The organism is Streptococcus sp. F2 (genome assembly GCF_056500955.1).
The window spans coordinates 1-12356 of the sequence record NZ_JBWKAI010000018.1 but is presented as its reverse complement, the minus strand read 5'-3'; the positions used below and the strand labels follow the sequence as shown (position 1 = coordinate 12356).

General features: G+C 38.2%; 17 protein-coding genes. 7 read left to right on the top strand and 10 right to left on the bottom strand.

Annotation, left to right across the window (positions count from 1 at the left end; translation table 11 throughout):
* The first annotated feature begins 9 nt into the window (after positions 1–9).
* Genes tsaB through tsaD form a run of 3 tightly spaced genes read left to right on the top strand, consistent with a single transcriptional unit; the run spans position 10 to position 2141 of the window.
* The gene (gene tsaB, locus ACYTR8_RS06640) at positions 10–708 is read left to right on the top strand and encodes a tRNA (adenosine(37)-N6)-threonylcarbamoyltransferase complex dimerization subunit type 1 TsaB (RefSeq protein WP_443597501.1); all 699 of its coding nucleotides are present in this window, start codon (positions 10–12) and stop codon (positions 706–708) included.
* Position 709: 1 nt separating this feature from the next.
* A complete protein-coding gene (gene rimI / locus ACYTR8_RS06635) occupies positions 710–1135 on the top strand; it encodes a ribosomal protein S18-alanine N-acetyltransferase (protein ID WP_111717594.1) in 426 nt (141 codons plus the stop codon).
* Positions 1125–2141, top strand: a complete 1017-nt coding sequence (tsaD, locus tag ACYTR8_RS06630; RefSeq protein ID WP_003056674.1) for a tRNA (adenosine(37)-N6)-threonylcarbamoyltransferase complex transferase subunit TsaD — start codon at positions 1125–1127, stop codon at positions 2139–2141. Before rimI ends, tsaD begins: the two co-directional genes overlap by 11 nt.
* Positions 2142–2469: 328 nt before the next feature.
* Here tsaD and rpsN read toward each other — a convergent pair whose 3' ends face one another.
* Positions 2470–2739: a 30S ribosomal protein S14 gene (gene rpsN / locus ACYTR8_RS06625; protein WP_003052772.1), complete on the bottom strand. Its 270-nt coding sequence runs from the start codon at positions 2737–2739 to the stop codon at positions 2470–2472.
* 215 nt (positions 2740–2954) lie between these two features.
* The gene (aao, locus tag ACYTR8_RS06620; RefSeq protein WP_479641897.1) at positions 2955–4130 is read right to left on the bottom strand and encodes an aminoacetone oxidase; all 1176 of its coding nucleotides are present in this window, start codon (positions 4128–4130) and stop codon (positions 2955–2957) included.
* A 203-nt stretch (positions 4131–4333) separates the two neighbouring features.
* On the opposite strand from aao, the gene ACYTR8_RS06615 reads away from it, so the two are divergent.
* The 3 genes from ACYTR8_RS06615 (at position 4334) to ACYTR8_RS06605 (ending at position 6386) form a co-directional block, all read left to right on the top strand.
* Positions 4334–4864: a DUF536 domain-containing protein gene (locus ACYTR8_RS06615; protein ID WP_111717589.1), complete on the top strand. Its 531-nt coding sequence runs from the start codon at positions 4334–4336 to the stop codon at positions 4862–4864.
* A 47-nt stretch (positions 4865–4911) separates the two neighbouring features.
* On the top strand, positions 4912–5499 hold the full coding sequence (locus tag ACYTR8_RS06610; protein ID WP_143927942.1) for a 3'-5' exonuclease: 588 nt from the start codon (positions 4912–4914) through the stop codon (positions 5497–5499).
* Between the two features lie 152 nt (positions 5500–5651).
* Positions 5652–6386, top strand: coding sequence for a MerR family transcriptional regulator (locus tag ACYTR8_RS06605; RefSeq protein ID WP_269760003.1), 735 nt, complete (start codon positions 5652–5654; stop codon positions 6384–6386).
* A gap of 48 nt (positions 6387–6434) precedes the next feature.
* Here the strand turns inward: ACYTR8_RS06605 and ACYTR8_RS06600 are convergent, their stop codons facing one another.
* The 7 genes from ACYTR8_RS06600 to ACYTR8_RS06570 form a co-directional block, all read right to left on the bottom strand.
* On the bottom strand, positions 6435–6734 hold the full coding sequence (locus ACYTR8_RS06600) for a YbaB/EbfC family nucleoid-associated protein (protein WP_479640112.1): 300 nt from the start codon (positions 6732–6734) through the stop codon (positions 6435–6437).
* 77 nt (positions 6735–6811) lie between these two features.
* Entirely contained in the window at positions 6812–7963 is a 1152-nt protein-coding gene (locus tag ACYTR8_RS06595; protein ID WP_368385074.1) for a site-specific integrase, read from the bottom strand.
* Between the two features lies 1 nt (position 7964).
* Positions 7965–8210 (bottom strand): DUF3173 family protein, encoded by a 246-nt coding sequence (locus tag ACYTR8_RS06590; RefSeq protein WP_002982972.1) that lies wholly within the window; start codon positions 8208–8210, stop codon positions 7965–7967.
* Complete coding sequence (locus ACYTR8_RS06585; protein ID WP_368385076.1) at positions 8185–8793, bottom strand: replication protein; 609 nt, start codon at positions 8791–8793, stop codon at positions 8185–8187. The genes ACYTR8_RS06590 and ACYTR8_RS06585 overlap by 26 nt, the downstream gene beginning before the upstream one ends.
* Before the next feature lie 154 nt (positions 8794–8947).
* The gene (locus ACYTR8_RS06580) at positions 8948–9553 is read right to left on the bottom strand and encodes a hypothetical protein (protein WP_368385073.1); all 606 of its coding nucleotides are present in this window, start codon (positions 9551–9553) and stop codon (positions 8948–8950) included.
* Positions 9550–10650 (bottom strand): AAA family ATPase, encoded by a 1101-nt coding sequence (locus ACYTR8_RS06575; protein ID WP_317613346.1) that lies wholly within the window; start codon positions 10648–10650, stop codon positions 9550–9552. The genes ACYTR8_RS06580 and ACYTR8_RS06575 overlap by 4 nt, the downstream gene beginning before the upstream one ends.
* Positions 10650–10970, bottom strand: a complete 321-nt coding sequence (locus ACYTR8_RS06570; protein ID WP_317613345.1) for a hypothetical protein — start codon at positions 10968–10970, stop codon at positions 10650–10652. Before ACYTR8_RS06570 ends, ACYTR8_RS06575 begins: the two co-directional genes overlap by 1 nt.
* Before the next feature lie 238 nt (positions 10971–11208).
* On the opposite strand from ACYTR8_RS06570, the gene ACYTR8_RS06565 reads away from it, so the two are divergent.
* Positions 11209–11847: a hypothetical protein gene (locus tag ACYTR8_RS06565; RefSeq protein ID WP_368385071.1), complete on the top strand. Its 639-nt coding sequence runs from the start codon at positions 11209–11211 to the stop codon at positions 11845–11847.
* Positions 11848–11897: 50 nt separating this feature from the next.
* On the opposite strand, the gene ACYTR8_RS06560 is transcribed toward ACYTR8_RS06565, so the two are convergent.
* Complete coding sequence (locus tag ACYTR8_RS06560; protein ID WP_431979560.1) at positions 11898–12239, bottom strand: hypothetical protein; 342 nt, start codon at positions 12237–12239, stop codon at positions 11898–11900.
* Between the last annotated feature and the right edge of the window lie 117 nt (positions 12240–12356).

Genomic DNA, 12356 nt, shown 5'->3' with positions numbered 1-12356 from the left:
AGACAAAACATGAAGATACTTGCATTTGATACCTCAAATAAAACCCTCTCCCTTGCCATCCTGGAGAATGAACGGCTTTTGGCGGACATGACACTTAATATCAAGAAAAATCATAGCATTAGCCTTATGCCAGCTATTGATTTTTTGATGGCTTCTGTAGATCTCAAACCCAAGGATTTGGACAGGATTGTGGTGGCGCAAGGACCTGGATCTTATACAGGGTTGCGAGTAGCAGTTGCGACGGCCAAGATGCTAGCTTACAGTTTAGGCATCGATTTAGTTGGCGTCTCGAGTTTATATGCCTTGGCAGCACAAACCTGTCAGCAATACCCAGACAGTTTGGTAGTGCCCTTAGTTGATGCCAGACGCCAAAATGCTTATGTGGGTTACTACCGACAAGGGAAACTAGTTCTGCCAGAAAGTCATTCGTCTTTAGAGGCTATTTTGACTCAATTAGAAGGGGAGGCTAATCTCACTTTTGTTGGAGAAACGGCTCCTTTTGCTGAGCGCATTCAAGAGGAACTACCTCAAGCCAAAATCGTGCCAACCCTCCCTTCAGCCTACGAATGCGGTCTTTTGGGGCAAAGATTGGCACCAGAAAATGTAGATGCCTTTGTTCCTCAATACCTAAAGAGGGTAGAGGCTGAAGAAAATTGGTTGAAGGATCATCAAGTGAGTGATGACAGCCAGTACATTAAGCGGGTGTAAGATGAAAACACTTGAAGAAAAAGCGAGAGCCATTCACCAGCTCCTCGAAGTGACTTATGAAAAGTCGCCTTGGACTTTGGAGCAAGTCTTGGCAGATATGCAACAGGATCAAACAGATTATTTTCTGATTGAAGAGCAAGGAAAGTTGCTGGCTTTTTTAGCTATTCAATCCTTAATTGGAGAGACAGAAATCACTAATATCGCAGTTTTACCCAGTCATCAAAGTCGGGGACTAGCTTCTCAGTTGATGAGACATTTAGATGAGATTATCGGCGATATTTTTTTAGAAGTGAGGGAATCAAATCGTAAAGCCCAAGGCCTGTATCGGAAATTTGGTTTTGAGCTTGTCGGCAAAAGACAAGCGTATTACCATGATCCTATTGAAGCGGCCTTGGTGATGAAACGGGAAGGAAAACATGACAGATAGGTATATTTTAGCAGTCGAGAGTTCTTGTGATGAGACCAGCGTTGCTATTTTAAAAAACGATAACATTTTATTGAGTAACATCATTGCAAGTCAGGTTGAGAGCCATAAACGCTTTGGTGGTGTTGTGCCAGAAGTGGCTAGCAGGCACCATGTAGAAGTGATTACCACTTGCTTTGAGGATGCTTTGCAAGAAGCTGGTATTCAGGCCTCTGACCTTTCAGCAGTTGCCGTGACCTATGGTCCTGGACTTGTTGGAGCACTCCTAGTCGGTTTAGCAGCAGCCAAGGCCTTTGCTTGGGCCAATGACCTTCCCTTGATTCCAGTCAATCATATGGCAGGACACCTCATGGCTGCGCGTGAACAAAAACCCTTGGTTTATCCTTTGTTAGCCTTATTGGTATCAGGAGGCCACACCGAATTGGTTTATGTCACAGAACCTGGTTCCTATCATATTGTTGGTGAAACGCGCGATGATGCTGTTGGGGAAGCTTATGATAAGGTGGGACGTGTCATGGGCTTGACCTATCCTGCTGGTCGTGAAATTGATCAACTGGCTCATAAGGGGCAAGATACCTATCATTTCCCTCGTGCAATGATTAAGGAAGATCATTTGGAATTTTCCTTTTCTGGGCTTAAATCAGCTTTCATTAACCTTCATCACAATGCGGAGCAAAAAGGAGAAGAATTGGTCTTGGAAGATTTATGTGCTTCTTTCCAAGCTGCCGCTCTTGATATCTTATTAGCTAAAACTAAAAAAGCCTTGGCTAAATACCCAGCTAAGATGTTGGTGGTAGCAGGTGGTGTCGCTGCTAATCAGGGCTTGCGCGAACGCTTAGCAGAGGAAATCACTGACATTGATGTGGTCATTCCGCCACTAAGGCTTTGTGGGGATAATGCTGGCATGATTGCCTTAGCGGCAGCTGTCGAATACGATAAGCAACACTTTGCCAGCTTGGACTTGAATGCTAAGCCCAGCTTAACCTTTGACCAGTTCCATAAAGATTAGTTCTAAAGGTATTTTAAGTTTAATCTTGAAAGTAGTCTGCCCTACCTAGAGGCAGGCTTTTTCTGTGTTAACCGATAATAGTGCGACGATTACTTCATAGAATCTCATTGAAACATAGACAAGCTTATGATTGGCTGACTTGTATTCTTCCAGTCAACCCTAGGACTTTTGAAAGTATTGTGGTGACAGTTGTTCAATTATTGACACAAAAAACAACCCGGTATCTTGGCATACCGGATTGTCATGATGATAAGTAATTGGCTTCTATGATTACTAATATGTCAAACAATTACCTGCAAAATAATCGTTTGCTTTAGGTGAAGTAAGCTTACCAGCTAGCTTTAGTGATTCCTGGTAGTTGACCTTTGTGCGCTAGGTTGCGGAAATTGATACGGCTTACACCAAACTTACGCATGTAAGCGTGTGGACGGCCATCAATCATGTCACGGTTTTTCAAGCGGTTTGGGTTTGAATCACGAGGCAATTTGCGAAGTGCTTCATAGTCACCATTGGCTTTAAGTTCGCGACGGAGGTCAGCGTACTGTTCAATCAGTTGGAGCTGCTTGTGGTATTTAGCAATTTTTGATTTCTTTGCCATTGCTTTCTCCTTCTATAATATTAATAATCCCAGAGTTCCTATCAGCACTCTGGATTTTCTTAACCAGTAATGAACCAGTTAAGAAAACATAAATCCATTATACAATATTTCATAAGAAATGCAAGAAAAATATTTAACTGGTTATGGTTTTTTGTAATCTTCTGATAGTGATTGTGACCAAAAAAGCCTAAGAAAGAATCTTAAGCTTCTTATTTTTAGTCGTAATGCAGGCTCCCTGCTACCCAGCCGGAGCAAAGGGCAGAAGTGATATTAAACCCTCCGGTGTGAGCATTAATATCTAAGACTTCTCCAGCAAAATACAGCCCAGGCACTTTCTTACTTTCCAAGGTTTTAGGATTGATTTCTTTTAAATCCACGCCTCCTTTGGTCACAAAAGATTTAGCCAAAGACATTTTTCCTGTAATGGGTATCTGGAGGTGTTTGAGTTTATCAAGCAATTCCTTCTCTTGTTTTGGAGAGAGTTGTTTGACCTTCTCGGGATAATCTTCTGATAAAAAATCAGCTACTCGTTCAGGCAGTAGGCCTTTAAGAGCATTTTTGATGTTTTTATCACGTTGATCACTCAGATAAGCGGTTAAGTCATCTGTTGATAAGTGTGGCAAAAAATCTAGCTCTGCTATTTCCCCGCCTTTCACAAAAGAAGATAAACGGAGAGCTGCAGGACCTGAAAGGCCAAAGTGAGTGAAGAGTAAGTCGTGTGTGATGACGTGTTTGTCATAACTAAGAGTAACGTCGTCTAGGGAAATACCTTGCAAGACTTTGTGAGGAAAATCAGTTAACAGAGGACTCTCAGCAGCTTCTAAATCAGTCACTGTCAATTTAAAATGCCTTGCAATATCAAGTCCAAAACCTGTTGAACCAGTTGAGGGATAGGACTTGCCTCCTGTGGTCACAATTAATTTATGACAGCTAAATGTCTGGTCTGCAGTTTTGAGGTAGAAGAGGTCATCTTGTTTTTTAACGGAGACCACCTCAGTGTTGGTTAGTACCTTGCCTCCAAGAGATTTAATTTTCTTTTCAAGAGCATCAATGATTGTCCTAGATTTATCTGTGGTAGGGAACATCCGGCCATGGTCTTCTTCTTTTAAAGAGACGCCATTTTCCTTGAAAAAGGCAATAATATCGTGGTTATCAAACTGGGAAAAGACACTATATAAAAAGCGCCCATTTCCCGGAATCCCTGCTATAAGGTCATCAAGGCTCCCACTATTGGTCACATTACAGCGTCCACCACCGGTTCCCGCTAATTTTTTACCTAAGCGGCGGTTTTTTTCAATCAAGAGAGTTTTGTAGCCATAGTAGCTGCTGGAGATAGCGGCCATCATACCAGCTGGCCCCCCTCCAATAATAATCGTATCGTATTGTGTCATAGCTTTATTTTATCATAAAGGTACGGTATTTAATAGTAATGTAAATGAGCTAATATGTCATACTATTTTTCCACTCATCTAACAATGCTTTCAAGAAATAATGGATGCCTTTAGCACGACTGAAATGAGGTCAAATTGACAGAATACTCCTATTATGTTACTATTTTTAGTAAGAATATTCAGTGATTAATAAAGAGGAAAATATGGCAATTGAAAAGACAGTTAGTGAACTAGCTGACATTTTGGGAGTGAGCCGTCAGGCGGTCAATAATCGTGTCAAGTCTTTACCCGAGGAAGATCTTGATAAAAATGATAAGGGAGTCACTGTGGTTAAGCGTAGTGGCCTTATTAAGTTGGAAGAAATCTATAAAAAAACGATTTTTGACGATGAGCCTATCAGTGAAGAGACCAAACAACGTGAGCTTTTAGAGATTCTTGTGGATGAGAAAAACACTGAAATCACGCGACTTTATGAACAACTCAAAGCCAAAGATGCTCAACTTGCCTCAAAAGATGAGCAAATGCGTGTTAAAGACGTGCAAATCGCTGAAAAAGATAAACAATTGGATCAGCAACAACAATTGACAGCTAAGGCCATGGCTGACAAAGAAACCCTTAAATTAGAATTAGAAGAAGCCAAAGCAGAAGCTGACCAAGCTCGTTTACAAGTCGAAGAAGTTCAAGCTGAAGTTGGTCCTAAAAAAGGCTTTTTCACACGCTTGTTTGCTAAATAATCAGAAAAACGATTAAGGCCCTATAAGGGTCTTTTTTGGAGGAAAACATGAAACACCTAGACACTTATATTGCTTTTGATTTAGAATTTAACACGGTTAACGAGATTAGTCACCTCATCCAACTATCAGCAGTTAAATATGACAACCATAAAGAAGTTGACAGCTTTGACACCTATGTTTACACAGATGTTCCCTTACAGAGCTTTATCAATGGCCTAACAGGAATCACGTCTGACAAGATTGCTGCGGCACCAAAAGTCGAAGAGGTTATAACTGCTTTCAAGGATTTTGTCGGAGAATTACCATTGATTGGTTACAATGCTCAAAAATCTGACTTGCCTATTCTAGCTGAAAATGGCTTAGATTTAAGGGACCAATACCAGATTGACCTCTTTGATGAAGCTTACGATAGACGTAGCGCAGACTTAAATGGGATTGCTAACCTGCGTTTGCAAACGGTCGCAACCTTTTTAGGCATTAAGGGTCGAGGTCATAACAGCTTAGAAGATGCTAGAATGACAGCAGGTATTTATGAGTCTTTTTTAGAAACAGATACGAACAAAGCCTATCTCAGCCATCAAGAAGAAATGATTACCGATAACCCTTTCGCAGCTTTGGGAGGATTTTTCGACTAAAGGCTCTGCTATTTCTAAAAAATAAAAAAATCCTCTAGGGTTAGCCCTTGCTTGTAACGCTAGGTCATTTGATAAGATAGGGGCATATCAAGAGGGAGTCGGGTGCACACGAATCGTTTTTGATCACTAAATGATAGAAAGAAGGTGTGGAAATGTCTCAATTCTATTCGACTGGAGAATTGGCCAACTTAGCTGGGGTTTCTACTCGAACCGTCCAATACTACGACCAACGTGGAATATTGACTCCGACAGCATTGACAGAAGGTGGACGGCGACTCTATACAGATTCTGATTTAGAACAATTACGCATAATCTGCTTTCTGCGCGATTTGGGATTTTCCATTGAGCAGATTCGCAAAGTCTTAGCAGAGGAAAATGCAGCCCAGGTGCTGGAATTGCTTCTAGTTGATCATATTGCGACTGCCAAGGAAGACTTGACTGCAAAAGAGCAACAAGTTGACATAGCTGTCAAGATACTTGACAGACTTCGAAAACAAGACCCCCAGTCACTAGATTTTCTGATGGACATTTCGCTTAGCATGAAAAATCAAAAAGCTTGGAAAAAACGCTTTATTACTTTAATTGTCTGTTTGACAGTGGAAACTCTACTTTTTGTGGGTGGAGCCTATTTTCTCCAATTGACAGTCTGGAAATATTTATTAATCCCGGTGTTTCTTTTAGTCTTACTAGGAACCTTATACTGGTATTACCAAAATATCTGTTATATTTGTCCTTCTTGTCATCAAACATTTGAAGCAAAATGGACAGAATTTGCCCTAGCAGGTCATACGCCACGAACTAGAAAGTTAACCTGTCCCCATTGTCACCAAAAATCGTATTGCTTGGAACTGGCAAAAGAGGACACTGTCTCAAGAGACAAACACTAACTCATAAAAAACCTAGCCTGAGATTGTTCTCAAGCTAGGTTTTGTTTGTTAAAATGGTAATTTACCAGCAAAAGCGCCTAATGTTTTTTTAGTCGCTTCATCAACTTGCGCAAGGGCATCATTAATGGCTTGAGTGGTCATGTCTTGAAGGGTTTCCACATCTTCAGAATCCACAACAGCTTCTTTGAAGTCAATCCTAACCAATTTTTTATCACCTGTAAAGGTAGCAGTGACAAGGTCCTGAGCTGATTTTCCAGTAAATTGCATAGCAGCCAAATCTGCTTGTTTTTGTTCCATTTGTTTCTGAAGCTTTTGTGCCTGCTTCATCATGTTTTGCATATTCATCATAAGATTTTCTAGATTCCTTTCGTATCAAGGGTTTAGACCCTATTATTAAATTTTCGTTGCCTTATTTTGCCTTATTACTAAAAATTTTCAAAGGCAGAGGCTATTTCTTTTTGTTGAGCAGGAAATAAATGTGAGTACACATTTATTGTGGTATTGATTGAGGAGTGCCCTAATCGTTTCATCAAAATAAAGAAGATATAGTCTTTTCCTTCACCGTTTCTGAGACCTTGTGATATAAGGAAAGCTGCGTGCGAATGCCTGAAGTCATGATTGCGGATAAACTTCAAACCATTTGGGAACCGTTTTTTCAGTACAACCCTAAAATTGGAGACATCAGAACTAGTAAGCACTTCTGGATTTGTTTGAAAAATTTGCAGACTATTGGTATTGTCTACAAATTTTTGAAGTAAATCACGTTGCATAGCTTTCCATATCTTCAATTCTTCTACAAAAGCATTGTGTATGTAAATCCGACGATTGGATTGTGTGGTTTTTACTGTGTCGATATGAACTTGATTATTTCGATAGTAAGCAGAGTATTTAATATCGATGAATCCATGTTCAAGATTGATTTGCTCCCAGGTCAAAGCCAGTGCCTCTCCAATACGTACACCTGTATACATTAAGACACGATATAAGAGTTGAAATTGGTATTCATTCTCCTTAAATAGTGCATCAAATTGTTTAAACTGTTCAGGTGTATAGTATGCCATTTCCTTTTGTTGCTGTGGCAATCGTCTCAATCCATCGCAAGGATTATCTTGTCGAATCCGATTTGCGACTGCAACATCAAACATTTTATGGACGAAAATCATTTGCTGATTAACATGAGAATTGGTGAGAGTTCCACCTTTTACACTAGGTTGGCTTTTCAGCCAATTTCTATATTCTTTGATATCTGTAGTGGACACAGCTCGCATGTCCGCATTTTTAAAGTATTGGGACATATATACTCGATAGTATGATTCTTGACTATCTATTGTTCCTCGCTTATTCCCTCGAAGTTCATCTTCTTCTTGAACGAGCGAATATAGATAGGAAACAGAAACTTTATCTTTATGACTGACTTGATGTAGCTTATTGATACGATAATCTGCCTCATATCGTTCAGCCTCTTTGCGTGTTTTAAAATCTGTTTTTCTGTGACGTTTTTGTTCACCAGTCACGGCATCATAACCGTCACTAATATCCACCTTCCATTTTTTATTTTGTTGTCTAGTTACTGCCATTTCAAACTCCTTTTTCAAGAGCAGTATCTTCTTGTACGGATACTATTATATCATTTTGAAGAGATAACTCAAAGCCTAGAATATTTTCTACAGTCTTGAGAGGAACACGATTAATACGCTTATTTTGATACCATTGGAAGCCTTCAGAAACTAATAGTGCTTTTGCTTCTCGAATCAATTTCTTAGATTGAGAGTTGGAATAACCTGTTAGTTTCATAATATCATCTTTCGTTACAATTTGAATCATTCTTTTTCTCCTTTACTAAATTATTTAAATCATGTCGTCTTGAATCAAGATATTTTGCAAAAAAATAAGTTTTATTCATAATGAGATTAAGAATTCTAATATCTTCTGACCTAGCATATCGAACTAAGCTATTAAATTCTGTAAAGTTATGCTCTTCAATTAAATCTATAACTAGAGTTAAAAATTCATCAGAATGATTATCTATAAGGAATTTATCTAATTCAAATCCACAGCCACTTTCAATATCATCAACATTGTAAAGTGTTTTTTCAGGATTTTCTGCATGAGTAAAATAATCATACATTCCCTTAGGAGACATCACAATTTCAACATGAGCAGGGCCATTTAACTTATTTTTGATAAGTTCAGAGACTTGAGAGTAACTCTTGAGGGAATCAAAATAAAATACTCCATGTTTATGTGCTTTTTTAAATTCTCCTGTTTTTTTGTCCATATCCTTATCGTGCCAAGGCGATAATACAAAGGGAATGTGAATTTCTTCGAGGATGTCTAAATAGTTATCTGGTGCACTTTCCTTGTAAAAAAGGAAAGCCCACTTATTTGAACGCTTTTCTTTTGACATAAATGGTTCCTTTCTTTTTGGAATATTTTTAAAGGTTTCGATGATCATTGATTATTGACTAATTGGGGGTCGTAGTAACCCCAATTAGTCAATAGCAGAAGTAAGAAACGGGGCTGTCTGGCTTTTGCTTAACGCAAGCCACAGCCCCAAGGAATTAACGTTTTTGACCAGTGAACCACAATTGATTATGAACTCGAACAGGAGAAGAGAAATAATAGTCGCCGTGTTGACTGACAATCTCTTCTTTTAATTGTGCTTCCATGTCCGATAGGATTTTTTGTCCCTGTTGGTCTCCAGGAACTTTCAGAAAGATAGTGATAGCATCTTTTCGTATATCTACAATACACTTGCGAACAGCTCGGTTAAATCCGTTATGGATTGGGTTGATAGTGGTAACCATCTGGTGTTCAAAATTACTTATTTTCTGTACTCGTTCACGCTGGAAAAGGAAGTGTCTTAATAAAAAGGTGCAATAGACTGATAGACAGTAATTCCAAAAACTATCTGTTTTCAATCGTTGTATCATCTCTATCCCAGCCAATAATAAGGCAAGTAGTAGAGAAACAAGAGCAATTCTATGGCAAACGGAACCAATGATATCCGTAGTACTTTTGACCGTATCTAGATTGACAAATGTGATGTTGGTTAATTGAACTGAAAGAAAGTTGAATAACCAGCCAAATGCAGAACAGATAGGAGCAAATAGAAATAAGTATAGTATGAGATTAAAACTTCTCATAAAGTAGGTTTTATTGGTCATAGGATACCTCGTTTAGTGTAGTAGGTTGGGCAGAGTAAGGGGAGAACTTGGTAAGGGTGTTCATTGTCAATAACTTGAATTATACCTGTTCCATGTCCCATTGGAATGACAATCCCTTCTGGATCTAAGTCTGGAAATAAAAATTGAGTAGTCTTCTTATTGACATTTCCGATTTGTAGTAAAACATTTAGCTGTTCCCTGACTGAAATTGGAATGGTATTATAATCAAATCGCTGACTAACTAGAAACAAATGAATTTTCGTCACTCGTCCTAATAGAGCAACTTGTGAGAGTAAAGAAAAGAAAGCTTCTTTGATATTCTTATTGACTCCTTCTGAGAGGGCTAGGACTTCATCAATGACAATGGTTAGATGTGTAAATTGATGATTGGAATTATCATACAAAATGGCCTGTCGTTTCTGAATGAGATTCAGACACTGGCTTAATTGTTCATTTACTTGTGAAACAAAATCTGATTTTGAGCGGCTTTCAACTGGGTAGATAGCCGTAATCTGATTTTCTCTTGCCCACCTGCTTGGTATATCAAATTTAGGGTCAATGATAATCAAGTCAGACATATGCTTCAGTAAACTCAAAAAGTAAGTGAGAGCATAGGATTTCCCTGAGCCTGAATTGCCAGCAATTGCCCAATGATTAATCTTATCTAAGTTGAGTTCAAAATTTTTCATAATGGGAATTTTCCCATTTGTTAAACTAGCTGAAAACTTATCAAGATCAGAGATAATCAAACGTTCAGAAATACCCTTCCTCCATGGGAAAAACAACCCCCGTTGAATGTGCATATCATCAGTATTCATAGGAACAAAATAGGCTGCATTTTGTTTTAATAAGGTAAATTGAGGGTAAAGGGAAGCATTGGCGATAAGAAAGATTTTCTTGTATAAGTCATCATCAAGAATATAGGCGCACGGAAGGCGAGGGACAAAGACAAAGCCATCTTCTTGAATGATAATGTTAAAGGAATTCGTATAGCTGGTTTCTCCCTGTATCAAAGCTCCTAGGGCCATATTAAGACTCTGGAGCAAGTAAGATTGCAGGAAAGATCGGTTCAGCACATCATGAGATTGTGAAGTCATTAGCCAACCTCTTTGAGACCTTTTGCCTTGAAATAGATGTTATATTTCACTTCGCAAGCTTGTAGTGTGTCAAATTGAATCATAGATTGAAATGTTGGAAGCTCAATCGACTCTTCAAATTTCACTTGAAAAGGGTCTTGCCCTTCTTGCACAAACCATGCTTTGTAAGCGACTATTTCCCCTGTTGGCTTCCCGTCTTCAAACCGCTGTTGCGGTTCAAGTTCGGTGCTGAGTGAGTAAATCGGTTGCTTTTGACTGATAATTTTATCAGCTAATGTAGCGGTGTAACCACCTTTTGTGGTTTTCATTTTAAATGCCATGAACAGTTTCTCCTTGTGACTAATTTCAAAATTTTCTCGAGCTTTTCTAGAATCAGCTCGTAATATTGATGAGACGTCTCTTATCTTTTTGTAAACGAGAGCTTTGATATCTCTTGTTTACAGTCTTATAATAACATCACTAGAGACTTGAATCAACCCTGTTGTTTTTTGTTATATTGACAAAATAGCTATTTCTAGATACAATAATATATAAACTAAATACAAAAAAGGAGAGCTTATGAAAGAAATGCAATCACTTAAACAATTTGTTATTGAACAGGTTTCATTTTTTGGAATTGACGATACACAAAAAAATTTTAAAAAAATTTACACAAAAGCCAAAAGAATTCTTGAAAGCTGGAATTATTGGCAAGATGCACCTACCAAAGTTATTGAACGTAACCGTACTAAACTATTTACGCAAGAACAACTTCAAAAACTTAAATTTAACATGGAAACTTACTTACTTAAACAAAGCTCTAAATATGATTATAAACATTACTTAAAACTAACCAGTCAGATAACAGAACAAGTCGGAACTATGGAAGATGATATGGAAAATGGGCACCATCCCTTGAATTTATCTCCTCAAGCTTTCGATAAAATGATGATGCAAGCATCTAGTGATGATCCTTACTACATCAGTCAAGTTAGTCGAGAAGAGAAATTAGAAGTGATGATGACTGCTTTATTTGAAAGATTTTTCACTCCGCTCGACCTTAATTTATGGAATAAAGACATTTCGTTAGTTGAAGGTGCTCGTTTAGCCGATGATCCTCTTCAAATCATTTCTTCACTTGAATACCAACTTGCAAAAGAACGGTTAGATGCACCTAACAAATGTCACTATTATAGTCGTAAAAAAGATATTTCTTAAATAAAGAAACAAAAAAGCAGATAGGACAAGTCCTTATCTGCTTTTTTGATTTACTTTTCTTCTCTCTCAAAAGAAATGGTTTCACCTTCTAGAGTAACAACGAGGTTCCCTTTATCAGTAAAATCATAAGTGCCTTCCAGATCAACAGAAGCTCCCCATTTTTCTCCTTTGAGGTGGATTTCTTTCTTCTGTTGATTAATAGTTCCTTTTAAATGGTATGTTCCAAATAAAAAGTTTTTTATCTTCATCTTAGCGGTTTTGTTATCAGATATGGATAACTGACGTTGAATGCCGTCTCCTCTTTGAATATAAGTTCCATTTATAGATCTACCACAAGCGACTAAGCAGAAAACACTTAAGAAGAATAAAATAGCTAGTAGTTTTTTTCTCATTGCTCCTTGCTCAAACCTTTCTCTTTCTCTTTTTCTTTTTTATAATAGAAAGCATTTGCTTCAATCTCTTCAATCGTATCAGGAAATTGTTGAACCAATCTGGCATTCAATAATTTT

Excerpts from the sequence above, each read along its gene's own strand:
- tsaB (WP_443597501.1), top strand. The coding sequence starts at position 10 with ATGAAGATACTTGCATTTGATACCTCAAATAAAACCCTCTCCCTTGCC.
- rimI (WP_111717594.1), top strand. The coding sequence starts at position 710 with ATGAAAACACTTGAAGAAAAAGCGAGAGCCATTCACCAGCTCCTCGAA.
- tsaD (WP_003056674.1), top strand. The coding sequence starts at position 1,125 with ATGACAGATAGGTATATTTTAGCAGTCGAGAGTTCTTGTGATGAGACC.
- rpsN (WP_003052772.1), bottom strand. The coding sequence starts at position 2,739 with ATGGCAAAGAAATCAAAAATTGCTAAATACCACAAGCAGCTCCAACTG.
- aao (WP_479641897.1), bottom strand. The coding sequence starts at position 4,130 with ATGACACAATACGATACGATTATTATTGGAGGGGGGCCAGCTGGTATG.
- ACYTR8_RS06615 (WP_111717589.1), top strand. The coding sequence starts at position 4,334 with ATGGCAATTGAAAAGACAGTTAGTGAACTAGCTGACATTTTGGGAGTG.
- ACYTR8_RS06610 (WP_143927942.1), top strand. The coding sequence starts at position 4,912 with ATGAAACACCTAGACACTTATATTGCTTTTGATTTAGAATTTAACACG.
- ACYTR8_RS06605 (WP_269760003.1), top strand. The coding sequence starts at position 5,652 with ATGTCTCAATTCTATTCGACTGGAGAATTGGCCAACTTAGCTGGGGTT.
- ACYTR8_RS06600 (WP_479640112.1), bottom strand. The coding sequence starts at position 6,734 with ATGATGAATATGCAAAACATGATGAAGCAGGCACAAAAGCTTCAGAAA.
- ACYTR8_RS06595 (WP_368385074.1), bottom strand. The coding sequence starts at position 7,963 with ATGGCAGTAACTAGACAACAAAATAAAAAATGGAAGGTGGATATTAGT.
- ACYTR8_RS06590 (WP_002982972.1), bottom strand. The coding sequence starts at position 8,210 with ATGATTCAAATTGTAACGAAAGATGATATTATGAAACTAACAGGTTAT.
- ACYTR8_RS06585 (WP_368385076.1), bottom strand. The coding sequence starts at position 8,793 with ATGTCAAAAGAAAAGCGTTCAAATAAGTGGGCTTTCCTTTTTTACAAG.
- ACYTR8_RS06580 (WP_368385073.1), bottom strand. The coding sequence starts at position 9,553 with ATGACCAATAAAACCTACTTTATGAGAAGTTTTAATCTCATACTATAC.
- ACYTR8_RS06575 (WP_317613346.1), bottom strand. The coding sequence starts at position 10,650 with ATGACTTCACAATCTCATGATGTGCTGAACCGATCTTTCCTGCAATCT.
- ACYTR8_RS06570 (WP_317613345.1), bottom strand. The coding sequence starts at position 10,970 with ATGGCATTTAAAATGAAAACCACAAAAGGTGGTTACACCGCTACATTA.
- ACYTR8_RS06565 (WP_368385071.1), top strand. The coding sequence starts at position 11,209 with ATGAAAGAAATGCAATCACTTAAACAATTTGTTATTGAACAGGTTTCA.
- ACYTR8_RS06560 (WP_431979560.1), bottom strand. The coding sequence starts at position 12,239 with ATGAGAAAAAAACTACTAGCTATTTTATTCTTCTTAAGTGTTTTCTGC.